The sequence below is a fragment of the Serratia sp. TSO36 genome, from assembly GCF_057808395.1.
In genome coordinates this window covers 387,577-412,021 of sequence record NZ_JBJZOU010000012.1, presented here as the reverse complement: position 1 = coordinate 412,021, position 24,445 = coordinate 387,577, and the positions used below count along the sequence as shown (strand labels likewise).

Annotated in this window: 26 protein-coding genes and 1 other annotated feature; of the genes, 11 read left to right on the top strand and 15 right to left on the bottom strand. The window is 58.4% G+C overall.

The features are described 5' to 3' along the window. Positions 1 to 8: 8 nt before the first annotated feature. The 8 genes from pheS to ACK3CV_RS11360 all read right to left on the bottom strand — a co-directional run bounded on the left by pheS (position 9) and on the right by ACK3CV_RS11360 (position 6,708). Positions 9 to 992 carry a phenylalanine--tRNA ligase subunit alpha gene (pheS, locus tag ACK3CV_RS11395; RefSeq protein ID WP_004931416.1) on the bottom strand — a complete coding sequence of 328 codons (984 nt, stop codon included), beginning with the start codon at positions 990 to 992 and terminating at the stop codon, positions 9 to 11. A gap of 172 nt (positions 993 to 1,164) precedes the next feature. Beyond that, positions 1,165 to 1,287: a sequence feature (Phe leader region), on the bottom strand. Next, positions 1,239 to 1,283, bottom strand: coding sequence for a pheST operon leader peptide PheM (pheM, locus tag ACK3CV_RS11390; protein ID WP_121626058.1), 45 nt, complete (start codon positions 1,281 to 1,283; stop codon positions 1,239 to 1,241). It overlaps the preceding feature by 45 nt. A 113-nt stretch (positions 1,288 to 1,400) precedes the next feature. Then, the gene (rplT, locus tag ACK3CV_RS11385; protein ID WP_004931417.1) at positions 1,401 to 1,757 is read right to left on the bottom strand and encodes a 50S ribosomal protein L20; all 357 of its coding nucleotides are present in this window, start codon (positions 1,755 to 1,757) and stop codon (positions 1,401 to 1,403) included. 43 nt (positions 1,758 to 1,800) lie between these two features. Continuing rightward, complete coding sequence (gene rpmI / locus ACK3CV_RS11380) at positions 1,801 to 1,998, bottom strand: 50S ribosomal protein L35 (protein WP_004931418.1); 198 nt, start codon at positions 1,996 to 1,998, stop codon at positions 1,801 to 1,803. Between the two features lie 98 nt (positions 1,999 to 2,096). Next, positions 2,097 to 2,648 carry a translation initiation factor IF-3 gene (infC, locus tag ACK3CV_RS11375; protein ID WP_048233542.1) on the bottom strand — a complete coding sequence of 184 codons (552 nt, stop codon included), beginning with the start codon at positions 2,646 to 2,648 and terminating at the stop codon, positions 2,097 to 2,099. A 3-nt stretch (positions 2,649 to 2,651) separates the two neighbouring features. Then, positions 2,652 to 4,580, bottom strand: coding sequence for a threonine--tRNA ligase (gene thrS / locus ACK3CV_RS11370; protein WP_025159696.1), 1,929 nt, complete (start codon positions 4,578 to 4,580; stop codon positions 2,652 to 2,654). A gap of 215 nt (positions 4,581 to 4,795) precedes the next feature. Continuing rightward, the gene (locus ACK3CV_RS11365; RefSeq protein ID WP_060451513.1) at positions 4,796 to 5,419 is read right to left on the bottom strand and encodes a hypothetical protein; all 624 of its coding nucleotides are present in this window, start codon (positions 5,417 to 5,419) and stop codon (positions 4,796 to 4,798) included. Between the two features lie 239 nt (positions 5,420 to 5,658). Beyond that, positions 5,659 to 6,708 (bottom strand): AAA family ATPase, encoded by a 1,050-nt coding sequence (locus ACK3CV_RS11360; protein ID WP_039566428.1) that lies wholly within the window; start codon positions 6,706 to 6,708, stop codon positions 5,659 to 5,661. 118 nt (positions 6,709 to 6,826) lie between these two features. Here ACK3CV_RS11360 and ACK3CV_RS11355 point away from each other — a divergent pair, with 118 nt between their 5' ends. Together ACK3CV_RS11355 and ACK3CV_RS11350 are read left to right on the top strand one after the other, a co-directional pair. Beyond that, positions 6,827 to 6,985 (top strand): hypothetical protein, encoded by a 159-nt coding sequence (locus tag ACK3CV_RS11355; protein WP_199885927.1) that lies wholly within the window; start codon positions 6,827 to 6,829, stop codon positions 6,983 to 6,985. A 105-nt stretch (positions 6,986 to 7,090) separates the two neighbouring features. Further along, positions 7,091 to 7,780: a MarC family NAAT transporter gene (locus ACK3CV_RS11350; RefSeq protein ID WP_033653915.1), complete on the top strand. Its 690-nt coding sequence runs from the start codon at positions 7,091 to 7,093 to the stop codon at positions 7,778 to 7,780. A 36-nt stretch (positions 7,781 to 7,816) separates the two neighbouring features. On the opposite strand, the gene ACK3CV_RS11345 is transcribed toward ACK3CV_RS11350, so the two are convergent. The 6 genes from ACK3CV_RS11345 to ACK3CV_RS11320 all read right to left on the bottom strand — a co-directional run bounded on the left by ACK3CV_RS11345 (position 7,817) and on the right by ACK3CV_RS11320 (position 15,474). After that, complete coding sequence (locus ACK3CV_RS11345) at positions 7,817 to 8,950, bottom strand: ABC transporter substrate-binding protein (protein WP_049196140.1); 1,134 nt, start codon at positions 8,948 to 8,950, stop codon at positions 7,817 to 7,819. A gap of 150 nt (positions 8,951 to 9,100) precedes the next feature. Continuing rightward, a complete protein-coding gene (locus ACK3CV_RS11340; RefSeq protein WP_033638320.1) occupies positions 9,101 to 10,384 on the bottom strand; it encodes an SLC5/6 family protein in 1,284 nt (427 codons plus the stop codon). Positions 10,385 to 10,641: 257 nt separating this feature from the next. Then, positions 10,642 to 11,979 carry a c-type cytochrome gene (locus ACK3CV_RS11335; RefSeq protein WP_033638319.1) on the bottom strand — a complete coding sequence of 446 codons (1,338 nt, stop codon included), beginning with the start codon at positions 11,977 to 11,979 and terminating at the stop codon, positions 10,642 to 10,644. A 12-nt stretch (positions 11,980 to 11,991) separates the two neighbouring features. Further along, the gene (locus tag ACK3CV_RS11330; RefSeq protein ID WP_004931432.1) at positions 11,992 to 13,773 is read right to left on the bottom strand and encodes a GMC family oxidoreductase; all 1,782 of its coding nucleotides are present in this window, start codon (positions 13,771 to 13,773) and stop codon (positions 11,992 to 11,994) included. A 2-nt stretch (positions 13,774 to 13,775) separates the two neighbouring features. Next, positions 13,776 to 14,501 (bottom strand): gluconate 2-dehydrogenase subunit 3 family protein, encoded by a 726-nt coding sequence (locus tag ACK3CV_RS11325; protein ID WP_033638317.1) that lies wholly within the window; start codon positions 14,499 to 14,501, stop codon positions 13,776 to 13,778. Between the two features lie 307 nt (positions 14,502 to 14,808). Beyond that, positions 14,809 to 15,474 carry a transglycosylase SLT domain-containing protein gene (locus ACK3CV_RS11320; protein ID WP_004931439.1) on the bottom strand — a complete coding sequence of 222 codons (666 nt, stop codon included), beginning with the start codon at positions 15,472 to 15,474 and terminating at the stop codon, positions 14,809 to 14,811. Positions 15,475 to 15,583: 109 nt separating this feature from the next. Here ACK3CV_RS11320 and ghoS point away from each other — a divergent pair, with 109 nt between their 5' ends. From ghoS to ACK3CV_RS11290, 6 genes are all read left to right on the top strand, one after another. Further along, a complete protein-coding gene (gene ghoS, locus ACK3CV_RS11315) occupies positions 15,584 to 15,883 on the top strand; it encodes a type V toxin-antitoxin system endoribonuclease antitoxin GhoS (RefSeq protein WP_033646321.1) in 300 nt (99 codons plus the stop codon). 131 nt (positions 15,884 to 16,014) lie between these two features. Then, a complete protein-coding gene (locus tag ACK3CV_RS11310) occupies positions 16,015 to 16,959 on the top strand; it encodes a metal ABC transporter substrate-binding protein (protein ID WP_033638313.1) in 945 nt (314 codons plus the stop codon). Then, complete coding sequence (locus tag ACK3CV_RS11305; protein WP_033638312.1) at positions 16,956 to 17,846, top strand: manganese/iron ABC transporter ATP-binding protein; 891 nt, start codon at positions 16,956 to 16,958, stop codon at positions 17,844 to 17,846. Before ACK3CV_RS11310 ends, ACK3CV_RS11305 begins: the two co-directional genes overlap by 4 nt. After that, positions 17,846 to 18,706, top strand: coding sequence for an iron/manganese ABC transporter permease subunit YfeC (gene yfeC, locus ACK3CV_RS11300; RefSeq protein WP_033638311.1), 861 nt, complete (start codon positions 17,846 to 17,848; stop codon positions 18,704 to 18,706). Before ACK3CV_RS11305 ends, yfeC begins: the two co-directional genes overlap by 1 nt. Continuing rightward, positions 18,706 to 19,560 (top strand): metal ABC transporter permease, encoded by an 855-nt coding sequence (locus ACK3CV_RS11295; RefSeq protein WP_033646322.1) that lies wholly within the window; start codon positions 18,706 to 18,708, stop codon positions 19,558 to 19,560. The genes yfeC and ACK3CV_RS11295 overlap by 1 nt, the downstream gene beginning before the upstream one ends. Positions 19,561 to 19,799: 239 nt before the next feature. Then, positions 19,800 to 20,669: a fructosamine kinase family protein gene (locus ACK3CV_RS11290; RefSeq protein WP_033642864.1), complete on the top strand. Its 870-nt coding sequence runs from the start codon at positions 19,800 to 19,802 to the stop codon at positions 20,667 to 20,669. 35 nt (positions 20,670 to 20,704) lie between these two features. Here ACK3CV_RS11290 and ACK3CV_RS11285 read toward each other — a convergent pair whose 3' ends face one another. Continuing rightward, on the bottom strand, positions 20,705 to 21,265 hold the full coding sequence (locus ACK3CV_RS11285) for a YniB family protein (protein WP_033638308.1): 561 nt from the start codon (positions 21,263 to 21,265) through the stop codon (positions 20,705 to 20,707). A gap of 185 nt (positions 21,266 to 21,450) precedes the next feature. On the opposite strand from ACK3CV_RS11285, the gene ACK3CV_RS11280 reads away from it, so the two are divergent. From ACK3CV_RS11280 to ACK3CV_RS11270, 3 genes are all read left to right on the top strand, one after another. Continuing rightward, positions 21,451 to 22,737 carry an HdeD family acid-resistance protein gene (locus tag ACK3CV_RS11280; protein WP_164141387.1) on the top strand — a complete coding sequence of 429 codons (1,287 nt, stop codon included), beginning with the start codon at positions 21,451 to 21,453 and terminating at the stop codon, positions 22,735 to 22,737. Positions 22,738 to 22,800: 63 nt separating this feature from the next. Further along, positions 22,801 to 23,466, top strand: coding sequence for a hexitol phosphatase HxpB (gene hxpB / locus ACK3CV_RS11275; protein WP_033638306.1), 666 nt, complete (start codon positions 22,801 to 22,803; stop codon positions 23,464 to 23,466). Between the two features lie 423 nt (positions 23,467 to 23,889). Continuing rightward, positions 23,890 to 24,438 carry a metal-dependent hydrolase gene (locus tag ACK3CV_RS11270; protein ID WP_164105105.1) on the top strand — a complete coding sequence of 183 codons (549 nt, stop codon included), beginning with the start codon at positions 23,890 to 23,892 and terminating at the stop codon, positions 24,436 to 24,438. Positions 24,439 to 24,445: the final 7 nt, after the last annotated feature.

The window sequence follows — 24,445 nt, the reverse complement described above, 5'->3', positions numbered from 1 at the left end:
TTCCCGCCTTACTTAAACTGTTTGAGGAAACGCAGATCGTTTTCGAAGAATGCGCGCAGGTCGGTGACGCCGTAACGCAGCATCGTCAGGCGCTCCATGCCCATACCGAAGGCGAAGCCGGAGTAAACTTCCGGATCGATGCCCACGTTGCGCAGCACGTTCGGATGCACCATGCCGCAGCCCAGCACTTCCAGCCATTTGCCGTTCTTGCCCATCACGTCCACTTCAGCGGACGGCTCGGTGAACGGGAAGTAGGACGGACGGAAACGAACCTGCAGGTCTTCTTCAAAGAAGTTGTTCAGGAAATCGTGCAGCGTGCCCTTCAGATTGGTGAAACTGATGTCTTTATCGACGATCAGCCCTTCCATCTGATGGAACATCGGGGTGTGCGTCTGATCGTAGTCGTTACGATAAACGCGGCCCGGCGCAATGATGCGGATCGGCGGCTGCTGGTTCTTCATGGTGCGGATCTGCACGCCGGAAGTCTGGGTGCGCAGCAGGCGCGTGGCGTCGAACCAGAAAGTATCGTGGTCGGCGCGCGCCGGGTGATGCCCTGGAATGTTCAGCGCGTCGAAGTTGTGGTAATCGTCTTCAATCTCCGGGCCGGTGGCAACGGAGAAGCCCAGCTCGCCGAAGAAGGTTTCGATACGGTCGATGGTGCGGGTCACCGGATGCAGACCGCCGTTTTCCATGCGACGGCCCGGCAGGGAGACGTCGATGGTTTCAGCCGCCAGGCGCGCGTTCAGCGCAGCGCTTTCCAGCGCGTTCTTACGCGCGTTCAGGGCGTCTTGCACCTCCTGCTTGGCCTGGTTGATCACCGCGCCGGCCGCCGGACGATCTTCCGCCGGGACGTCGCGCAGAGACTGCATCTGCAAGGTGAAATGACCTTTCTTGCCAAAATATTCGACGCGCACCAAATCTAACGCGGCAACATCCTGGGCATCTTCTACGGCTGCCTTGGCATTGGCAACCAGCTCTGCGAGATGTGGCATTGCTTTCCTCTTCCTCTGGCCGGGATGGCCCTAAGTAATTGTTATCTATATTCGAACACGCCTTTGAGCAATCTTCAAAGACTTTTCAATGCGTTGCCGGCCGGGCGGCTCACCTGAGCTGAACGCCAGCCATACTCACCGCAACGCGTTGCAAGGCGGGACGATGGCCAAAAACAAAAAAGCCTCCACGAGGGAGGCTTAGGCGCTACTTTTCGTTTCTTTTCTTACGCGCAAAGCCTCCTGAAATCAGGCGCTAAAGTAAAAAAAGAAACGAAAAATAGCTGCGTGCATGATTGCGGTACCTTGTCGATGATTGCCCACCAGTGATATAGCTGCGGACAATGAAAGTCAATATTTGTCGCTGAAAACAAAGATTAAAAGAGGGAGCAAGCTCCCTCTTCTACTGACTTACGCCAGAGCTGCTTTCGCTTTCTCAACCAGTGCGCCGAAGGCCACTTTGTCGAAGACTGCGATGTCAGCCAGGATCTTACGGTCAATTTCGATCGACGCTTTTTTCAAGCCGTTGATGAACTTGCTGTAAGACAGACCGTTCTGACGAGCAGCTGCGTTGATACGTGCAATCCACAGCTGACGGAACTGACGCTTACGTTGACGACGGTCACGGTAAGCATACTGGCCTGCTTTGATTACTGCCTGGAAGGCAACACGATATACGCGCGAACGGGCACCGTAGTAACCTTTCGCCTGCTTCATAATTTTCTTGTGACGTGCGCGTGCAATTACACCACGTTTTACGCGAGCCATATGCTCTCTCCTAAAGTCTTATTCTAAATTCAAAAAAAATGGCTTATGCGTACGGCAGGCACGCGGTAACCAGGACCAGATCGTTTTTAGACACCATGCCTTTCGGACGCAGGTGACGTTTACGCTTGGTTGCTTTTTTGGTCAGAATATGACGCAGGTTGGCATGTTTACGCTTAAAACCACCGCTGCCGGTTTTTTTGAAGCGCTTGGCTGCACCACGTACAGTTTTAATCTTTGGCATTTTAATTAAATCCACTTCGCATTGTTAAACAACGAATCAGTTGGGCGAATAAAACCCACACAGCGCAAGCGCCGCGCGGGTTCCATTACTTGTAAGCCTTACTGTTTCTTCTTAGGAGCGAGCACCATAATCATCTGGCGGCCTTCGATCTTCGTAGGGAAGGATTCGACCACTGCCAGATCCATATCTTCACACAGGTCTTTACGGACGCGGTTAAGCACTTCCATACCGATCTGCTGGTGCGCCATCTCACGCCCGCGGAAACGCAGGGTGATTTTGGCTTTATCGCCATCTTCCAGAAAGCGAATCAGGTTGCGTAGTTTGACCTGATAGTCGCCATCATCGGTGCCAGGACGGAATTTGATTTCCTTGACCTGGATAACTTTTTGCTTCTTCTTCTGTTCTTTCGTCGACTTGCTCTTCTCGTAGAGGAATTTGCCGTAATCCATGATTCGGCAAACTGGCGGTTCGGCATTTGGGCTGATTTCTACTAAATCAACGCCCGCTTCCTCAGCTTTTTCAAGAGCTTCATTCAGACTGACAATACCAATCTGCTCGCCATCGACGCCGGTTAGGCGAACTTCTTGCGCGCGAATTTCTCTGTTAATGCGATTAGGACGCGCCGGTTGAACTCGTTTTCCGCCTTTAATACTTTATTCCTCCAGTTGATGAAGACTACGGCTGCGAATCTCTTTCAGCAGCTTGTCTACGACTTCGTTTACGTCCAGGCTTCCCAGGTCTTTGCCACGGCGGGTACGAACGGCAACTTTGCCTGCTTCGACCTCTTTGTCGCCGCACACCAACATGTAAGGGACTCGACGTAAAGTATGTTCGCGAATTTTAAAGCCAATCTTCTCATTTCTCAAGTCCGCTTTCACGCGAATGCCTGCATCCTGCAGTTTTTTGGTCAATTGCTGGACGTAATCAGACTGGCTGTCGGTGATATTCATCACCACCACCTGCACCGGAGCGATCCAGGTCGGGTAGAACCCGGCGTATTCTTCGGTCAGGATACCGATGAAACGTTCCATGGAGCCCAAAATGGCGCGGTGAATCATTACCGGCACGACGCGATCGTTGTTTTCGCCAACATACGAAGCGCCCAAACGGCCCGGCAAGAAGAAATCGAGCTGCACGGTACCACATTGCCATGCGCGATCCAAACAATCATGCAGGGTAAATTCAATTTTCGGTCCGTAGAAGGCGCCCTCACCCGGCTGATATTCAAACGGAATGCCGTTCTCGGTCAGCGCGGCGGCCAGGTCTTCTTCCGCACGGGTCCACATGTCGTCGGTGCCGATGCGTTTTTCCGGGCGAGTGGACAGCTTGACGGCGATCTTGTCGAAGCCGAAAGTGCCGTACACGTCATACACCATGCGGATGCATTCGTTCACTTCAGCGCGCACCTGCTCTTCGGTACAGAAGATGTGGGCGTCATCCTGCGTGAAGCCGCGCACGCGCATCAGGCCGTGCAGGGAACCCGATGGCTCATTGCGGTGGCAGCTGCCGAACTCGCCCATGCGCAGCGGCAAATCGCGGTACGACTTCAGTCCCTGGTTGAAGATCTGCACGTGGCCCGGGCAGTTCATCGGCTTGATGCAGTATTCGCGGTTTTCCGACGCGGTGGTGAACATGGCGTCTTTGTAGTTTTCCCAGTGGCCGGTTTTTTCCCACAGCACGCGGTCCATCATGAACGGACCTTTCACTTCCTGGTACTGGTACTCTTTGAGCTTCATGCGCACGAAGGCTTCCAGCTCGCGGAAGATGGTCCAACCGTCGTTGTGCCAGAACACCATGCCCGGCGCTTCTTCCTGCATGTGATACAGGTCGAGCTGTTTGCCGATCTTGCGGTGATCGCGCTTGGCCGCTTCTTCCAGGCGTTGCAGGTAGGCGTTCAACTGCTTCTTGTCTGCCCAGGCGGTGCCGTAGATACGCTGCAGCATTTTGTTTTTGCTGTCGCCGCGCCAGTAAGCGCCGGAGGTTTTCTGCAGCTTGAAATGGTGGCAAAAACGCATGTTCGGCACGTGCGGGCCGCGGCACATGTCGACGTATTCTTCGTGGTGGTACAGGCCAGGACGATCGTCATGGCTGATGTTCTCATCCAGTATCGCCACTTTGTAGATTTCGCCGCGCTCAGCGAAGGTGTCGCGGGCTTCTTGCCAGCTGACCTTCTTCTTGATGACGTCGTAATCCTTATCGGCCAACTCGTGCATCCGCTTTTCCAGCAGATCCAGGTCTTCCTGCGTCAGGGTGCGGTCGATATCCACGTCATAATAGAAACCGTTGTCGATCACCGGACCGATCGCCATTTTGGTATCCGGCCACAGCTGCTTGATCGCATGACCCAGCAGGTGAGCACAGGAGTGGCGCATGATTTCCAGGCCGTCCTCATCTTTGATGGTGATGATGGCCAGCTGCGCATCCGATTCGATCAGATCGCCGGCGTCGACCAGCTCGCCGTTGACGCGGCCGGCGATACAGGCTTTCGCCAGGCCAGGGCCGATATCGCGCGCGACATCCATCGGGGAAACGGGGTGATCGAAATGACGCTGACTACCGTCAGGAAGGGTAATAACAGGCATTAATAATTCCTTATCTACAGTGGTGACCCACACGACAGATCACATGCAGTACGAAAATTGGATTTTGGGTTTGGTCAGCCAGGTTCCAGATCTCGCCCACAATTGCCAGATTGAAACCTCACTGGGTATACAGAATGGAACGCATACCTTCTCAGCCACATTCGGCTAAGCGAATAGTATCACTAAAATTGTTCCGGATAAATAAAGCGCCGCCCTCACGCTTTCGCGTCAGCCGGCGTAAAAACGGTTTTCATGTAGCTGAGGGTGGCCAGCAGGCACAGGCCGTAGCCCAGCAGTTCGCAGCCCTCTTCCACCATGTTTTTCACCACCCGGTTGTAGCCGTCCAGCATCAGCGTTTGCCACAGCGCGCTCATGCCGAACAGGCGTGAAAACACCAAAATGCACAGCAGGCCGGCGCACATCATGCCGTAGGCGGGATGCGTCACGAAATAGGCCAGGCCGCGCACCGTCGCCGCGATGTGCCGCGCTGCATGCACCAGGCAGGCCAAGGCGACCGCCAGCGCGAACCACACCCAGGCGCCGTGCCACAGCGCATCGAAGGCGAAATCCATCTCGCGGATCAGCATGCAGAGAAAGAAACCGCCGACCAGCATCCAGGCGGAGCGGCGTTCAGCCTGCCGCCGGGCCGCGGCGAAGAAACCGCCGGAGATGGCGAGCAGCAACAGCTCCTGCGCCGCTTCGGTCAGCGAGGTTTCATGCACGAAATTATGCAGCCAGTGTACGTCGATAAATACCAGGCCGACCAAGGCCGCCAAAAAAGCGCAGTAGAGCAGAAAGGCAACGGCTTTCCCCAGCAAAATATGCAGTTCTTGTTTCATAATCACACTCATTATTATTTACAGCGCATCTATGTTATCCACCTGTCCCCAGGGATCGTGGCAATTGATGCCTAATACCCTACACAGCGATTAAGGTGGTCATTAATCACGCCGCAAACAATAAAAACCCCGGTACATGGCCGGGGTAAGCGCCAGTCTTTCCTGGCTGTCATTTCATCATCGTCGGTATTTCAGGCTCTCATCCCTATATCATCGAGACGCGCAAACGAGCCTGGAGATTACGCCTGCGGAGATGATACGGTTACACGTCGGGCATTGGTGTTAACGCCCCACAAGCCTGCCAATGCACTGACCACTGCGCCAATCAACAACGCAAAGAATGACCACAGGGCAGCCCGAGACAATTCGTCCGCAGCCGCGGCAGCCTGTTCGCGCGCCTTCTGTTTCAGCTCAGCATACTCCTGTTTTGCCTGATTGATTTTTGCTTCGGCTTCATCCAAGCGCTGATTAACCAGCTGCGCAGTTTTATTTTTGGCGTCGACCAAATTCTTCACCGTCTGGTCCACTTCCTGCGGCGTCATATTGGTATTTTCAACCAGAGCTTTTTTCAGTGTGTCTTGATCCACATCTTGCGAGATGGCCTCACCATGTTTTTTAAGCTTGTCGACCAGTTGCTTAATAATCGCATCGCTATTGTCAGGCTGAAGTGCCAGGGCTTTTACTGCGTCTGCCAAATCAGTCTTGGCCGCATTCAACTGTTGCTGCATGAATTCAGGCTGCAATGACGGAATACCACTTTTTTTGAGCGCCGTAACCACATCACCATGCAGCTGTTCAGGTTCCAACGTGGTGTCGATACCCAACTTGTCAAACACCTTACCGCCCACGTCTGCCAACCCGGTTGCCCCTTTGCCAATCGCGGAACCGGCGCCGGAAAGCAAACTGCCAGAGGTCGAAGCGATAGCACCCAACGCATTACCGGTGGCCTTCACTGCAGACCCGACCAGCATTCCACCCAACACCGCCGCCACAATCAGTGACGTAGCCCATACCAGGAAGCCATGAATAAGGCCGTCATTAGCAGCCAAACGTCCGGCAATAAAAGCGCCGGCAGCCAAGCTAATGATGATTGAAACAGCGGACCAAATCACTACGGTGGTACCGGCTCCGTTGATCGGATCGTCTGATGTCGGATCCACGATGGAAAATCCCAAACTGGTGCCCAACGTCGACAGCAACAGTGAAACAGCCAATACGGTGATCACACCACCGATGACGCTGCCCCAGGAGATTTTTTTCGCCGCTACCCATTCTTTTGCCACTTCCATAGTAAAACTCCTTTTAAGCTTTTCGATTATGAAGAAATGCCACAAAGCCTTACCAGTATAGAAGTGTTTAATCTCTTAAGCGGTTAAACGGTAAAAACAGTTAAAAATAATTAATAATATGTGCCCAGTATTAGCGACGCTGTATGGGCGGGTGCATTTTGGCTCGCGTTCGGTGCCGCGGGCGATTGCGGGCAACGAAGCGCCGCTGGGGTGCGAGGATGGACCAGAGCTCACCGGCGAGTGCAACGGCAGTGATGAAACGCCGGCCGACGGTTAATTAACGTTACGAGCTATCCCCATTGCCGCCAGGCGCACGGCAGGCTAGGCTGTTCAGCTCATGGGCCGCCGCCTGGCGGCTTGAACGTTGCACAGGGAGTTTTTTATGACGGGTATTTTGCAGTTATTCCAGGCCATCGGACTGGGTTTGGTGCTGCTGTTGCCGCTGGCCAACCCGCTGACCACGGTGGCGTTGCTGCTCGGGTTGTCCGGCAATATGACGCGCGAAGAGCGTAATCAGCAGTCGCTGATGGCCTCGGTTTATGTGTTCTGCATCATGACGGTGGCGTTTTACGCCGGCCAGGTGGTGATGAACACCTTCGGCATTTCGATCCCCGGCCTGCGCATCGCCGGCGGCCTGATCGTCGCCTTCATCGGTTTCCGCATGTTGTTCCCGCAACAAAGCGCCGATGAGGCGCCGGAGGTGGAGAGCAAGTCGCACGAGCTGCGCCATAAGACCTCGGCCAACATCGCCTTCGTGCCGCTCGCCATGCCGAGCACCGCCGGGCCGGGCACCATCGCGATGATCATCAGCTCAGCGTCGAGCGTCAAAGATAACACGCTGGGTTTTGAACCCTGGGTGCTGGCGGTGGCGCCGGTCGCCATCTTCCTGACGGTCGCGGTGATCCTGTGGGGCTGCCTGCTCAGTTCCGGCGCCATCATGCGCTTGGTGGGGAAAAGCGGCATCGAGGCGATCTCGCGCCTGATGGGCTTCCTGCTGGTGTGCATGGGCGTGCAGTTCATCATCAACGGCGTGCTGGAGATCATCTCCACCTATACGCCGGCCGCCGCTTAAAGATCAAAAACGGGCGCGTCGTCGCGCCCGTTGCCGTTATTTCCCCTTCGGCGCCTGCGCGCCCAAAATGCCTTTGCCTTCCGGCACTTCGGTAAAGCGGCTGAGGATCTCGCTGTAGGTCTTGGCCGGATCCAGATCCGGGAACTGCGCCGGATAGATAAACTTCGCCAGATACTCCAGCCCGACAATGTTGTACGGATGGTTGTAGAAGTTATGGTAGATGCCGTAGAACCGCCCTTCTTTCACCGCCGACACCTGCGCGAAGCCCGGGCGCTGTTTCATGCGATTGAAAGCCTCATCCACCTGCTGCTGCGTGACGCCATAGCCGAACGGCACCGCGGCGTTAGTCTTGCTGGCCCACTGCGAGCCGGAAACAATGTAGGCATCCGGTTTCATAGCGATCACCTTTTCCAGCGCCACGTCGCCGGTCGCGCCCGGCAACAGCGCAGAGCCGATGTTGCGCGCGCCGACCGCTTCCACCAACGCGCCCCAGCCGACGTGCGCATGGGTGAAGCAGCAGGACTCCAGCCCGTTCAGGCCGGCCTTGGCTTCAAAGAACACCAGCGGCTTGGGTTCCACCGCCTGCGTCTTGGCCAGAATGGCCTGATAATGCTGCTGATAATAATCGGTATATTGCTTGGCTTCACTTTCCCGGTTGAGGGTTTCCCCCAGCAGCGTCACGCTTTTCGGCGTGTTTTCCACCGGCTTGAGCATGGTGTCGATAAACAGCACCGGCACATTCAGCGCCTTAAGCTTATCCAGCACGCCGGTTTGGCTCAGCGAAGGTTTGGAACGCAGCTGGGCGATCATCAGATCGGGCCGCTTGGCGATCACGCTCTCCAGATTCACTTCACCTTTGTCGCTGAATCCCATATCGATGATGTTTTTCGCCGCCGGCCATTTGCTCTGCAAGATATCCCAGGTCGCCGCGTCGCTTTTCTTCAGCAGGTTATTCCAGGCCACCAGCCGGCCGAACGGGTTGGCGCGATCGAGCAGCGCCAGCGTGAGAATGTCGCGCCCGTCCTGCACCACGATACGTTTCGGTTCTTGCTGGAGGGTGAGCGTCTGGCCGGAGGTGTCGGTCAGGGTCAGCGGATAGGTGGTGGCCATCGCCGGAGAGGCGAGTAAGGCGGCGCAAATCAGCGCCGGCAAAGTGATTCGACGGTGCACGAAAGACTCCTTAGTCATGAACGCAATCAGGAAATACTAATGAGAATGGCTTGCATTATCAAAGATAACGCCCGGCAACCCGACGATTAATTGCAAAGGGATGTGTAACGCAGGATTGAGAGGCGCGCCGAAGGCGGCGCGCCCAGGGGATCACACCAGGCCGTAAATCAGCGCCGACAGCGCGATCAGGCCCATCACCAGCACGAAGACGTTGCTCGCCGCGCGGTATTTGCGCATCGCCGGCACCGCGCGCACCGCGTACATCGGCAGGATAAACAGGATAGCCGCAATCAGCGGGCCGCTGATGGTTTCGATGATGTGCAGCGCACTGGGGTTCCACACCGTCGCCGCCCAGGTGAGCAGGAACAGCGAAACCGCCGAGATGCGGTGCGTCATGCGCGAGCTGAGCGGTTTGCCGACCGCGCGCGTGACGCCGTCGATCAGGCTGGTCGCCCCCTCCGTGACCCCCAGCGAGGTGCCGAGATAGGATTTCGCCATTGCCAGCATCGCCATCACCGGGCCGAGATAGGCGATCAGCGGGTTGGAAAACTTGTTGGCCAGGGTGGTCAGCACCGTGATGTTCTGATCTTTCGCCTGCTGCATGTCTTCATGGGACAAACTCAGCACGCAGCTGAACACGAAGAACAGCACGGTGACGCAGATCAGCACATAGCTGTAGCGCATGATGCGCGCGCAGCGGCGTTCCGCCTTATCGCCATACAGGCTCTTCTGCGTCGAGGCGAAGGAAGAGATGATCGGCGCATGGCTGAAGGAAAACACCATCACCGGCACCGCCAGCCACAGCGAATGCCACAGCCCCGGCGTGTCGAAGCGGGTGGCGGCCAGGCCGTGAACGAAATTGGCGGTATTCCAGCTCGGCATCAGGTACAGCGAAATGCCCATCAGGAACACCAACAGCGGGAACACCAGCATGCCCATCGCCGCCACGATGCTGTCTTTGCCGCGCAGCAGCACCAGATTGAGCACCACCACTACCGCCAGGCTTAGCCAGATGCGCGGCAGCGGCGCCACGTGGAACTGGTGGATCAGGAAGCTGTCCAGCGCATTGGTGATCGAAATGCTGTACACCAGCACGATCGGGAAGAACGCCATCAGATACAGCATCATGATGATTTTGCCGGCCAGTACGCCGAAGTGTTCGACCACCACATCGTGAATATTGCCGTCGCGGCTGGAGCCGGAAAGCACGAAGCGGCTGAGCGCGCGGTGCGGCAAATAAGTCAGCGGGAAAGCGAACAGCGCCATCAACAGCAACACCAGCGGGCCATTCAGGCCGGCGTTGATCGGCAAGAACAGCGTGCCGGCGCCCACCGCGGTGGCATAGAGACCGAACATCCAGACGGTGTCGGTTTTGTTCCATTTGGCGGGCTGAGCGGCCGTCAGCGTGCCTGAATCGGGAGAAATCGTACTCATGAGACAGTCTACCTTAATCTGCGGCGCCAACGATTGCGCCTAACGGGATATCCTTCTCCGCGAATTTTTTAATAATAATCAGTGAATTAAAGCGATACTTCATACTTGCGCCTGATGAAAGGACGGCAAAGGATAATGAAAAATCCGTTGTGGGTCTATGTTTTATCGGCCGAACGAACGATTTGCGAACAGGAAATGCTGAAAAAACCGGCGCACCCAGTAAAAACTAAGGGCCCCTTGCGGAGCCCTTAAACGGTTTACTTCTTCGCGTCCGGATGGTCCGGCACCTCGGCGCTGCCCATCTCCTTCTCGTCGCGGATCATCGAGCGGTCTTTACGCACGTCGGCCACGTCGGAGGCGCTCACCGGTTTGGCGCTGTTGCCCCAGCTGGTGCGGATGAAGTTCACCACGTCCGCCACCTGCTGATCGTTCAGACGCCAGCCGAACGGCGGCATGGTGATGTTGGACACCGCCCCCTGCACCGCCGGCGTGGTGTTGCCGGTCAGCACGATGTGGATCAGCGAGGTCGCGTCCTCGGTCTGCACCACCGGATTGCCCTTCAGCGATGGGAAGGCGCGCTTGTAACCCACCCCGTCGGTGCGGTGGCAGGCCGCGCAGTTATCGACATACAGCGCCGCGCCGGGCTTGCTGTCGTCGCCGCGCCACAGATCCTTGGCCACGCTGTCTTCGACCGGCGCCGCCTGCTGCTTGCCGTCTTTCGGCGGCAGCGATTTCAGGTAGCGTGCGATAGCGGTCAGATCGTCATCGCTCAGGTATTGCAGGCTGTGCTCCACCACATCGCTCATGCCGCCGAATACGATCGCCTTGTCGTTACGGCCGGTTTTCAGGAACTCGGTCAGCTCGGCTTCGCTCCAGCTGCCCAGGCCGTCCTTGTTATCACCGCGCAGGCTGGAAGCCACCCAGCCGTCGATCGGCGCGTTGCTGCCGGACAGGTAATCGTCGCTTTCGCTGTTGCTCAGCGCTTTTTCCTGCATGGTGATGCTGCGCGGGGTATGGCAGGCACCACAGTGGCCCAGGCCTTCCACCAGGTAGCGGCCGCGTTCGATGATCGGATCGGCCTTGGCGTCGGCGACGAAGTCCGCCGGCGACGGCGCGAACATGCCGCGCCAGATGCTCAGCGGCCAGCGCATCGACAGCGGCCACGGGATGTCGGAATCCTTGTTGGCCTGCTCCACCGGCTGCACGCCGTGCATGAAATAGGCATACATGGCGCGCATGTCGTCTTCTTTCACCAGCGCGAACGACGGGTACGGCATCGCCGGATACAGGGTGCTGCCGTTTTTGGCTACGCCCTTACGCACCGCGTTGTCGAAATCCTCGAAGCTGTAATCGCCGATGCCGGTTTTCTTGTCCGGCGTGATGTTGGTGGAGTAGATGGTGCCGATCGGCGTCTCCATCGCCAGGCCGCCGGCGAAGGTTTTGCCGCTCTTGCCGTCGGTGTGGCAGGCCACGCAGTCGCCGGCGCGCGCCAGGTATTCACCGCGCTTGATCAGCTCGCTGCTGACGGTGGCGTCCTGCGCCCAAACGGAAAAACTCACTGCACTGAGAACCAGTGCCGGTACAAATGCTTTCATCGTTCGCCGTCCTTATGCCTGCACCAATGGGCCTGGGTTTTTCAGATACTGCTCGCGAATGGCGCGGGCAGACCAGTAAGCCAGCGCCGCCACGGTGCCGGTCGGGTTGTAGCCCAGCCCCTGCGGGAAGGCCGATGCGCCGATCGAGAACACGTTGTGCACGTCCCAGCTCTGCAGATAGCGGTTGACCGCGCTGGTCTTCGGATCTTCCCCCATCACCGCACCGCCGTTCATGTGGGTGGTCTGGTAGCTGGTGGTGTCGAAGTGGCTGTTGGCGTTTTTCGGGCTGCCGGCGATCAGTTTCGGGTTCATCGCCTTGGCGATCGGCGCCATTTTGTCATACATGAACTGCGCCATCTTGATGTCGTTCTCCTGCCAGTCGAACGTCATGCGCAGCAGCGGCTGGCCAAAGACGTTCTTGTAGTTGGGATCGAGATCCAGATAGTTGTTGCGGTACGACTGGTGCGCGCCGTGGGCGTCCATCGAAACGTGGTGAGTGTAAGCATCCGCCACCGCCGCTTTCCATTTGCTGCCCCAGGCCGGGGTGCCCGGAGGCGTCGGCAGACCGGAGATCGGCTTGGTGCCCGCCTGGTTGACCCAGAACGGCGAACCGCCGACGAAGCCTTCTTTGGCATGGTCGAAGTTGTCGGCGTTGAAGTCGTCCACGCCCACGCCGTTGCCGCCGGCGCCGATAAACGGGTTGGTGAACACGTCTTTATCGAAGAACGCCTTGATGGTGGTCATGTTCTGGTAGGCGAAGTTACGCCCGACCACACCCTCGCCGGTCACCGGATCGTAAGGCTTGCCGATGCCGGACAGCAGCATCAGATGCACGTTGTGGAACTGGAACGCGCCCAGGATCACCAGATCGGCCGGCTGTTCAATCTCGCGCCCCTGCGCATCGACGTAGTTCACGCCGGTGGCGCGGGACTTGTCGTCGGTCAGGTTGACCTTCAGCACGTTGGCGTTGGTGCGCAGCTCGAAGCGTTTCTCCATGCGCAGCGCCGGCAAGATGTTGACGTTCGGCGAGGCCTTGGAATACATGTAGCAGGCGTAGCCGCTGCAGAAACCGCAGAAGTTGCACGGGCCCATCTGCGCGCCGTACGGATTGGTGTAAGAATCCGAGGTGTTGGCGGACGGCAGGTTGTAAGGGTGATAACCCACCTCCAGCGCCGCCTTCTCGAACAGTTGGGCGGAGTAGGTATTTTTCTGCGCCGGCAGCGGGAAATCGTCGGAGCGATCCGGCGCAAAGCGGTTGCCGCCCTTCTGCGCCACTTTCTGCCCTTTGATGGTCCAGGCGGTGCCGGAGGTGCCGAACACTTTCTCCGCCTTGTCGAAGAACGGTTCCAGCTCGTCGTAGGTCACGCCGAAGTCCTGGATGGTCATGTCCTTCGGAATGAAGTTTTTGCCGTAGCGCTCTTCATAGTGGCTGCGCATGCGCAGTTCGATCGGATCGACGCGGAAATGCACGCCCGACCAGTGCAAACCGGCGCCGCCGACGCCGGTGCCCGGCAGGAACGCCGCCAGCTGGCGGTAAGGCACCGCGGTCTGGCTGCTGTTATGGCGAATGGTGACGGTGCTTTTCGACAGATCCTGGAACAGTTTGCGGCGGATGTTATAGGTCAGCTCGTCGATCACCTGCGGATAAGACCCGTCCGGATAGGTATCGCGCATCGGGCCGCGCTCCAGCGCCACCACGTTGAGGCCGGCCTCGGTCAGCTCTTTGGCCATGATCGCGCCCACCCAGCCGAAGCCGACGATCACCGCGTCTACTTTTTTCATTACCGTTGCCATGCTTAGCCCCTCTCCCCACGAATCGAAACCGGCGGGAAGGGATAACGCTCCCCTCGCTCAACCCAGTCCATAAAATCGGCGCGCGCGCCCGGAAAATTAATCAGCTTCCAGCCCACCATGTCTTTGTTGCCGCCATGGATGGGATCGCTGAAGAAACCTTCGCGGGTGTTTTGCAGCAGATAGGAGAAGAACAGTTTCGACGGCAGCTGCGGGAACTCCGCCTCGCCGGACTCGAACTTTTGCAGCATGGCGTCTTGCTGCGCGCCATCCAGTTCGGCGAAGGGCTTGCCGGCGGTTTTCTTGCTGTAGGCGTCGGCGTCACTGATGCCGAGGTTGTAGATTTGCTTGGGCACCAGCGGCAGCTGATAGCCCATCTCCTTCGGCACATCGGGGTTGAACGGCCCCTGCATGTACCAGATGGCGCCGGTGGCGTACGGGGTATTCATCTGGCGATCGATAAACTCCGGCACGCCGGCTTCCAGTGCGCCTGGGCCGCGCTCGTCGGCCGGGATCAGGCGCGCCACGGCGGCCTTGATGAAGGCCCACTCTTCCGGGGTGAAAAAGGTCGGTTGGTAATCGTTCTGCGTTGAGGTGTTCGAGGCAGCGACCGCCGGTGTCGGTGCCGTCAGCGCGCCAACGCCGCTGCCACCAATTACCGCCGCAGGAATTAAGGTCATCGATTTCAACAAGAAATCGCGCCGCGAATTGTTGGTTTTATGATTCGACATGTCACATTCCATCCAAAGATAGTCACAACTATTTAACCGCAACCTTGCGATCGATACGGGTTTTTAAAATAATTTGTTACTTATTTGTATATTTATTGAAGGTCAGAATGCATCCAAGCGCAAAAATGTTACCGGTAACTTATTGAATGAACGTAAAGATTTATCTGCTAACGTAAATTTAACTTTTCGTGCGGTTTTTCCGATAAGCGGTGAGGAAATAACGAAAAATGAGAAGCAGCTCGCGCGCTGAAACGGTGCCGGAAACAAAATCGGCCGCGTTCAGCGGCCGATTCGACAAGAGAGAGGGTTACTGCGACATCGCCTGATAGGCGGTGGTCACCTTCCACAAATAGCGCGGTGCCTGCGGCGCCGGATGCTTTTTCTGGATGTGCTGATAAAACTCATCCGGGCTCATCTGATTAATGCGATTGACCGCCACGCGCTTGTCCGATGAGAAGGTGCGCAACATGGCGCCCGCCCCGTTCACGTACGAAACGATGGTGGCATAACGCAAAGTCTGTGGGTTGTTGATCCCGGCTAGCTGCTGGCTTTGAAGAATATTGATATAGGCCGTTCCCAGATCAATATTGACCGCCGGATCCTTCAGCTCACGCGAGCTGGGTTGCCCGCTTCGTCCTTTCATGCGATAGGCGTCGCGGCCGGCGGTAGAAGCCTTAAGCTGCATCAATCCCACTGCGTTCGAGGTGCTGACCACGTTCGGGTTAAACCCGGACTCCACCTGAATAATCGCTTTAATCAGCGTTTCGTCAACGCCGTAGTTGCTGGCGGCCTGACGAATGTAATCGTTATAGGCAACCGGCGTGCCTGTGCGGTTTACCGGTGCCTGCGGAGGGGGTTTTAACCAACCGCCGCGCGTTGTGCCACTGCCTGAAATATTGCTTGCCGTTTGCGGATCTTTGGCGCACCCCGACAAAAGCAAAATTGCCGTAAGGCAACCTATTTTTGTTTTCACAGAATCCCTCACTCCTTTCAATGAGTTGCGTAGCATATACAACTTGTAAGGACACCTGCAGTAATTTTTTGGGCTAATCTCAAGCTATCCATATACCAAGAGGTGATTTATGAGTCAATCTGCAACAAACTGCTTTGTGGTGACTTTTCGCTATCAGGAAGAGGGATTAACCGACCTGGCGAAGCTGACCGGGCAATTGACGCGCGAAGGTTTTGTCACGTCGGTGACAGACGAAAATGGCGTGCACCATGAGCTCGGCAGCAACAGTTTTGCGTTCATAACCGTGCTGGATCAAGAGGATGTACAGCGCCTGGCGCAGGGGTTCGGGCAGTTGGCATTGGGAAAACAGCCGGAGGTGGCGATATGCGCCTGTAAGGACTACCTTCAGCGGTTACATACTGATACATAAAATGCTATAACTTCCCGGAGGGTATTATTTTTTCAGTTGGAGATGTACCCCGCCGGCGGTGGGCAAGTGGCGCTTGACTTCGCTTCAATTGATATTGATAATCATTTTCATTTGAACCAGGAGACGTCATCATGCCATTGATAAGTTGCGCTTTTCGTCGCAGTCGCCCTTTCCGCGCTGCCACACTGTTACGCCCTTTCACGCTCGCCTGCCTGCTGCTCGGTGCCGCCTTGGTCAGCCAAAACGCGCTGGCGGAAAAAAAGCTGCGCGTGGTGACGACCTTTACCATCATTCAGGACATCGCCCAGAACGTGGCGGGTGATGCCGCCGTGGTAGAGTCCATCACCAAGCCGGGCGCCGAGATCCACGACTATCAACCGACCCCTCGCGATATCGTCAAAGCGCAGCACGCCGACCTGATCCTGTGGAACGGCATGAACCTGGAACGCTGGTTCCAGCGTTTCTTCGAAAACATCAAGCAGGTGCCGGCGGCGGTAGTCACCGAAGGCATTACCCCACTGCCGATCCGCGAAGGTCCGTATAACGGCAACCCTAATCCGCACGCCTGGATGTCGCCGAGCAACGCGCTGGTGTACATCGAGAACATCCGCAAAGCGCTGGTGGAGCACGATCCGGCCAACGCGGCAACCTATAACCGCAATGCCAAGGCCTACGCAGAGAAAATCGGTGCGCTGGACGCCCCGTTGCGCGAACGCCTGGCGCGCATTCCGGCCGCACAGCGCTGGCTGGTGACCAGCGAAGGCGCCTTCAGCTACCTGGCGCAGGACTATCAGCTGAAAGAAGTCTATCTGTGGCCGATCAACGCCGATGAGCAAGGCTCGCCGCAGCAGGTGCGCCGGGTGATCGACGCAGTGCGCGCCCACCATATTCCGGTAGTGTTCAGCGAGAGCACCATTTCCGACAAGCCGGCCAAACAGGTGGCGAAAGAAACCGGCGCCAAATACGGCGGCGTGCTGTACGTAGACTCGCTGTCCACCCGCGACGGTCCGGTGCCGACCTACATCGACCTGCTTAACACCACCGTGCAAACCATCGCCAAAGGATTCGATCAATGACCCATGAACCGTTTGTCCGCCCTGAGTTGAACGTGGACGACGTCACAGTGACCTACAACAACGGACACACTGCCATTCACAACGCCAGCTTTACCCTGAGCGGCGGTTCGATCTGCGCGCTGGTCGGCGTCAACGGCAGCGGCAAGTCGACGTTGTTCAAAAGCATCATGGGCCTGGTCAGGCCCACCGCCGGCCGGGTGTCGCTGAGCGACAAACCGGTGGCGGAGGCGCTGAAAAAGAATCTGATCGCCTACGTGCCGCAGACCGAAGACGTCGACTGGAACTTTCCGGTGCTGGTGGAAGACGTGGTGATGATGGGCCGCTACGGCAAGATGAACTTCCTGCGCATTCCGTCGCGCGAGGATCGGCTGCGGGTCGACAAGGCGCTGGAGCGCGTCGGCCTGAGCGAGCTGCGCGGCCGGCAGATCGGCGAGCTGTCGGGCGGCCAGAAGAAGCGCGTGTTTCTGGCGCGCGCGCTGGCGCAACAGGGCACCGTGCTGCTGCTGGATGAACCGTTCACCGGCGTGGATGTGAAAACCGAGAATGCCATTATCGATCTGCTGCGCGCATTGCGCGACGAGGGGCACCTGATCCTGGTCTCCACCCACAACCTCGGCAGCGTGCCGGAGTTTTGCGATCGGGTGATCCTCATCAACCGCACGGTGCTGGCCGCCGGCCCGACCGAAACCACCTTCACCCAGAGCAATCTGGAGCAGGCGTTCGGCGGCGTGCTGCGCCATATCAACCTCTCCGGACCGGATCTGCACGACGACAACGATCCGCGCACCGTTACGGTGTTGACCGACGATGAGCGCCCGGCGGTGTTCTACGGCCACACCAAGAGCGATCCGCCGGCCAACAGCCAGGCCAGGGAGAAACAATCCTGATGCTGGACCTTCTGCTGCAACCTTTCAGTTACAACTACATGGTGAAGGCCATCTGGGTCAGCGCCATCGTCGGCGCCGCCTGCGCGTTCCTCTCCGCCTACCTGATGTTGAAAGGGTGGTCGCTGATGGGCGATGCGCTGTCGCACTCGGTGGTGCCCGGCGTGGCCGGCGCCTACGCCCTCGGCCTGCCCTACGCCGCCGGCGCCTTCTTTACCGGCATGCTGGCGGCGCTGGCGATGACGCTGGTGCGCCACATCACCCGGCTGCGCGAAGACGCCATCATCGGCTTTATCTTCTCCACCTTCTTCGCCGTCGGCCTGCTGATCGTGTCGCTCAACCCCACCTCGGTCAACGTGCAGTCGATCATCTTCGGCAACATCCTCGGCATCGCCGATGAAGACGTGCTGCAGGTGGAAATCATTATCGGCGTTTCGCTGCTGATCCTGTGCCTGGTGTGGAAAGACCTGCTGGCGGTGTTCTTCGACGAAAGCCACGCGGTGTCGATCGGCCTGTCGCCGCTGCGGCTGAAGATCCTGTTCTTCACCCTGCTCAGCGCCTGCACCGTCGCCGCGCTGCAAACCGTCGGCGCCATTTTGGTGATCGCCATGGTGATCACGCCGGGCGCTACCGCCTATCTGTTGACCGATCGCTTCAGCCGGCTGGTGATCATCGCCATCATCATCGGCGCATTGACCAGCGGCATCGGCGCCTACCTGAGCTTCTTCCTCGACGGCGCCACCGGGGGGGTGATCGTCACCCTGCAAACGCTGGTGTTCCTCGCGGCGTTCTTCTTCGCGCCGAAACACGGCCTGCTGGCGTCCCGGCGCCGCGTGGCGCATTCGCAAACCGGAGGCCGCTGATGGACACTCTGTATCAACTGCTCAGCGAACCCTTCGCCTACCCGTTCATGCAGCGGGCGATCGTCGCCGCCATCGTCACCGGCGTGGTGTGCGCCGTGCTCTCCTGTTATCTGGTGCTCAAAGGCTGGTCGCTGATGGGCGACGCCATCTCGCACGCGGTGCTGCCCGGCATCGTGGTGGCGTTCGTGGTCGGCATTCCGCTGGCGATCGGCGCCTTCCTTTCCGGCATCTTTTGCGCGGTAGCCACCGGCTACCTGAAAGAGAACAGCCGGGTGAAAGAAGACACGGTGATGGGCATCGTCTTTTCCGGCATGTTCGCCTTCGGCCTGGTGCTGTTCTCACGCATCGATACCGACCAGCACCTGAGCCACATTTTGTTCGGCAACATGCTGGGCATTACCGACGGCGAGCTGAAGCAAACACTGCTGATCGCCGGCATCACCCTGGCGGTGGTGCTGCTCAAGCGCAAAGACTTCATGCTGTACTGCTTCGATCCGCATCATGCGCGGGTGATTGGCCTGCCGGTCAAGCTGCTGCACTACGGGCTGCTGTGCCTGCTGGCGATGACCATCGTCGCCTCGCTGCAGGCCGTGGGGGTGATCCTGGTGATCGCCATGCTGATCGCCCCGGGCATCATCGCCTTTATGCTGTGCCGCCGCTTCGAACGCATGCTGGTGGTGGCGACGGTGGTGTCGGTGTTCTCCTGCGTGCTTGGCACCCTGATCAGCTTCCACATCGACGGTGCCACCGGGCCCTGCATCGTCATCGTACAGGCCGTGCTGTTCGTTATCGCCTTGTTGTACAGCAAGCTGCGTCCGTTACAGCGTAACCAAAACGCCCTCACCGGCGGTTAATTCCCTTCGATGCGGCGATGCCCTCTGCTCGCCGCATCGCCTGCCCCCGCTCATTGCGTTGTTGTCATCAAGTTGCAACCGGTATTGCGCTTAAATTAATCAATAGGGTATATACTTTGAGCTGGCGAGACGCTGAAAAAATCGCCGCCTTTGACGCCGGCTGTGCGCCGCGTCGTGTTTTCACCACGGGAAAGACGCTAACCTAATGAATTATCAGGCAGCACAGAGGGGGAGATACCATGTGGCAAGCCGTTAGCCGTCTGTTAAGTGAACATCTTGGCAGCGCAGAGATACGCGAAAGGATTGAACTGCCCGGGGGCGACATTCACCCGGCGTGGCGCGTGAGTTACGGTGACAACGAGGTGTTCGTGAAATGCGACGCCCGTGAACAACTGCCGATATTCACCGCCGAGGCCGATCAGCTGGCGTTGCTGGCGCGCAGCAAAAGCGTGCGGGTGCCGGAAGTGTATGGCGTCGGCAGCGATCGCGACTACAGCTTCCTGCTGCTGGAGTATCAGCAGCTGAAACCCCTCGACGCCCACGGCGCCTATTGCCTGGGCCAGCAGCTGGCGCATCTGCACCAGTGGAGCGAGCAACCGCAGTTCGGTCTCGACTTCGACAGCGATCTGACCACCACCCCGCAACCCAACGCCTGGCAGCGCCGCTGGTCGGAATTCTTCGCCGAGCAGCGCATCGGCTGGCAGCTGCAGCTGGCGGCGGAGAAAGGCATGACCTTCGGCGATATCGACGACATCGTCGATCGGGTGTATCTGCGCTTGCAGCACCACCAGCCGCAGCCTTCCCTGCTGCACGGCAACCTGTGGCCGGGCAACTGCGCGATGACCGCCAACGGGCCGATTCTGTTCGACCCGGCCAGTTACTGGGGCGACCGAGAGTGCGATTTGGCGATGCTGCCGCTGTATCCAGAGCTGCCGCCGCAGATCTACGACGGCTATCAGAGCGTGTGGCCGCTGGGTGCCGGGTTTATCGAGCGCCAGCCGCTGTATCAGCTGTACTACCTGCTCAACCGCAGCAACCTGTTCGGCGGCCAGCATCTGGTGGCTGCGCAGCGCGCGGTGGAGGCGCTGTTGCAGCCCGAGGCGTCGTAACGTTCCGGGGCGCCGCGCGGCGCCCCGTTCATGCCTCAGGCCGCGCCGGCCAACTGCCCCAACAGGCGGATCACGAACCAGGCGATCACCGCAATCACGATCGGCAGGATGTACAGCGGGAAGTATTGCAGGAAGATGGTGTGGTGCGGCAGCGTAATGCGCTCCTCCAGCTGCTGGCGCGTGTGCCCTTCGCTGCCCTTGGCCTGCTCCAGGATCATCTGGTCTTCCAACCCTTCGCGGATGAACTTGACCTGGCGCGACATGCGCGCGCCGGAAGCCTGCAGCGCCAGCCCGACGAAGATCAGTATGTAGATGATGATGAACATCAGATTGGCGCCGCTGAACAGGCTTTTATCCACGTCAGGCACCGGGGAGTTGTACCAGAAAAGGTTCAGGAACGGCGTATTGAAACGCACCATGTCCACCATCACGTGGACAAAATCCAGCATCACCGCGTTGATGCCCTTGGTTTTTTCACTGTGCTGGTAGACAAAGCCCAGCACGGAAATCAGCGTAGACAGCAACGCCGGGATAAAAACCACCCATCCGAGAATGCGTTTCAAAATGGCGATACGCCCGGCCTGTTGATACGTCATGTGTTCCCCTTGTTAGCGACGTAACCGAATCGGCTAAGTCTACCTGCAGTTGGCAAAGCTCGCCCACCGTTTTCTTCATTCCCGCTGTGCTACAAGCTTAGCCGAATTCGCCGAAATCAACTGCTTAACGCCGTCCGGGCACTATCATTGAAGAGATAAAGTTATCCATTCGGGCAGAGGCCGCCATGATTCGACTGATTATCTTATTGCTGGGCGCGCAGGCGCTGCACGGCCAGCGCCGCCTGCTGGTGCTGTTCGGTTGGCTGTGGATAGCCGCAGGGGCGCTGGTGCTGTTCGACATACTGCAGGATGGCCGATCCGTGCTGGCGCTGGATGCGCTGGCGGTCATCCTGGCGCTGGAGGGGCTGGTGGCGATATCCGCCGCGCTGGTGATCGGCTCTTCTGCCAGCAGGCCGGTGCTGCTGAAGGGGCTGGGCTTCGTGTTTATGGCCTTTTTAATGTTGGACGTGCCCGCAGACGATAACATCGTCGCCACCGTGGTGTTTGGCAGCGCGCTGCTGCTTGACGGCGCCGTGCGCATCGCCTCCTCCACGGTGATTCAACACAGTCGATGGAAAACCGTGGCGCTGGCGGGCAGCGGCGAGATCCTGCTTTCGTTGATGATTTTTGTCGGCTGGCCGGCGCCGCATCGGATGACGGTGCCCTTTTGCCTCGGCGTGATGATGGTGCTTTCCGGCTGGGCTTTATTGCGTATCGCCCGGAGGCTGGCAAGCTTCTCTCTGAATCAGCACCCCGCGCGGCAGCCACCGCCACCGCCCTCGGCGGACGAGGCTACGCCGCTCAAGGTGTATGTCTGGACACCGATTGGTGCGGCTAAAGATCCACGCCGGCGTTACATTGTCGACCGATACATCGCGGCGGTCGACGGCGGCGGCAATATCTCCACCGGTCATGCCGCCCTGGCGCTCGCGCCGGATGTGTATATCAGTCACTACCCGCTCAACGACATCAGCCATTCCGTTCAGGATTTCCGCCAGTTGCTGCATGCCGGCGAACAGAACAACGTCGACGGGCGTTTCCTGCCCGACCTGCCGGGCGAGATCGCCGCCTGGTGCCCGCCGGACAAGAAAATTCAGTTCTATCGCTATAACCCGGCGGCGCTGCGCGCATTCTGGCTGCGGTATCGGCAGGACGCGACTTACAACCTGACTCGGCGCAACTGCTCCACCACGGTCATCGGCGCGCTCGACAGCGCGCTGGAGGGCGTGCTGGGCGATAAACATCTATGGCGCCGTTTTCTGTTATTGGTGCTGGATCCCAATCTGTGGATGCTGGCGGTGTTGCGCAGCCGTGGCGAAAGCATGACCTGGACGCCGGGGCTGGTGCTGGACTATGCCCGCATGTTGCAACAGGTCACCGAGCGCCAACACCAACGCTGGTGGTTAAAATTACGCGAGGTGTGGAATATCCTTCGCTTTGGCAAAAGCCAAACGCGCAGGCAAAGATTTTAGTCTCGCCGCCGGCGATGATAGAGTGTCGGCACATTCACCCGCGCCGGCAGGAGTTAACCGTTAATGGCTTATTCGCAACGCATTGAAACCGCAATTTTTGATATGGACGGCTTGTTGATCGACTCGGAACCGCTGTGGCTGCAGGCCGAGCTGGATATCTTCGGCGCGCTGGGTCTGGATCTGTCCGATCGCCACAAGCTGCCGGACACCCTGGGGCTGCGCATCGATCTGGTGGTGAAGATGTGGTACCAGGCGATGCCGTGGCAAGGCGTATCGCTCGATGAGGTGTCGGCGCGGATTATCGAACGCGCCATCGAGCTGGTGCACGAGACGCGCCCGCTGCTGCCGGGCGTCCGGCAGGCGCTGGAGCTGTGCCGCGAGCAGGGGCTGAACATCGGCCTCGCCTCCGCCTCGCCGCTGCACATGCAACGGCAGGTGCTGAAGATGTTCGATCTTGAGGGCTACTTCGATCAGCTGGTTTCCGCCGAATACCTGCCGTACAGCAAACCGCATCCGGAGGTCTACCTGATCGCCGCCGAGCGCCTGGGCAGCGATCCGCTGCGCTGCATCACGCTGGAAGACTCCTTTAACGGCATGATCGCCACCAAGGCCGCGCGCATGCGTTCCATCGTCATCCCGGCCGCCGAATACCGCCACGATCCGCGCTGGGCGCTGGCGGACCACCAGCTGGAGACCCTGGAACAGCTCACCCCCGCCCACTTTGCCTGACCTGTGGCGCCGGCCACCGGCGCCCTGGCTTTGCCGCTCTGCGCATAAAGGGGATCCACGCCGCAAAACAAACGAAACAGTGTTTCATTATTATTGAATTGGCATGTTGTTATTATTATGCTGGGCGGCAGGGAAAGCGACGGCCCGCGGAGCGTTGTCACTGCCACGCAGCGCTGTTCAAGGCCGCCGCTTCCTCCCGCCGCACGCCAAACAACTGCCCTCGTTTCTTTCCGTTCCGCACCCGCCCATCGCCCGCCGTTAATTCTCACCGGTCAAAATCGATGATTTGTTACGCATTGCCGTAACAACCCGTTGTAAAACAGGGGAAAATAAACAATTGGTTACAGGGTAACTGCTTCCACTACTGGGAATTTTCCCATATACTGGATAAATTAACAGTTTACCAGCCGGAATCGCAACAGCATGACCGCGGAAGGACACCTTATATTCTCTGTCGCTTGCGCGATCTTCGCCAAGAAGGCGGAAGTGACGCCAGAGCTGGCTGCCGGCGACTGGTGGCACATCATACCCGCCGCGCTGCTGACCTCGCTGCTGCCGGACATCGATCACCCCAAGTCAGTGCTGGGCCAGCGTCTGCGCTGGCTCGCCATTCCCATCGCCCGCGCATTCGGCCACCGCGGTTTCACCCACAGCCTGCTGGCGATCGCCGGCGGCATGGCGCTGTTCCAGTTGGACGTGCCGCGCAGCTGGCCGATCCCGGCCGACGCGCTGCACGCCATGATCATCGGTTACTTCAGCCATCTGCTGGCCGATATGCTCACCCCCGCCGGCGTTCCGCTGCTGTGGCCGTGCCGCTGGCGTTTTCGTCTGCCGCTGCTCAACTCGCAAAAAGGCAACCAGCTGGAGCGTGTGTTGTGTCTATGTCTGGTGGCGTTTGCCATCTGCTGGCAAGGTGATTTCACCCTGCCGGTGCAATCCTATGTCGAGCAAATCAGAAATATTAGACTCTGATCACAAA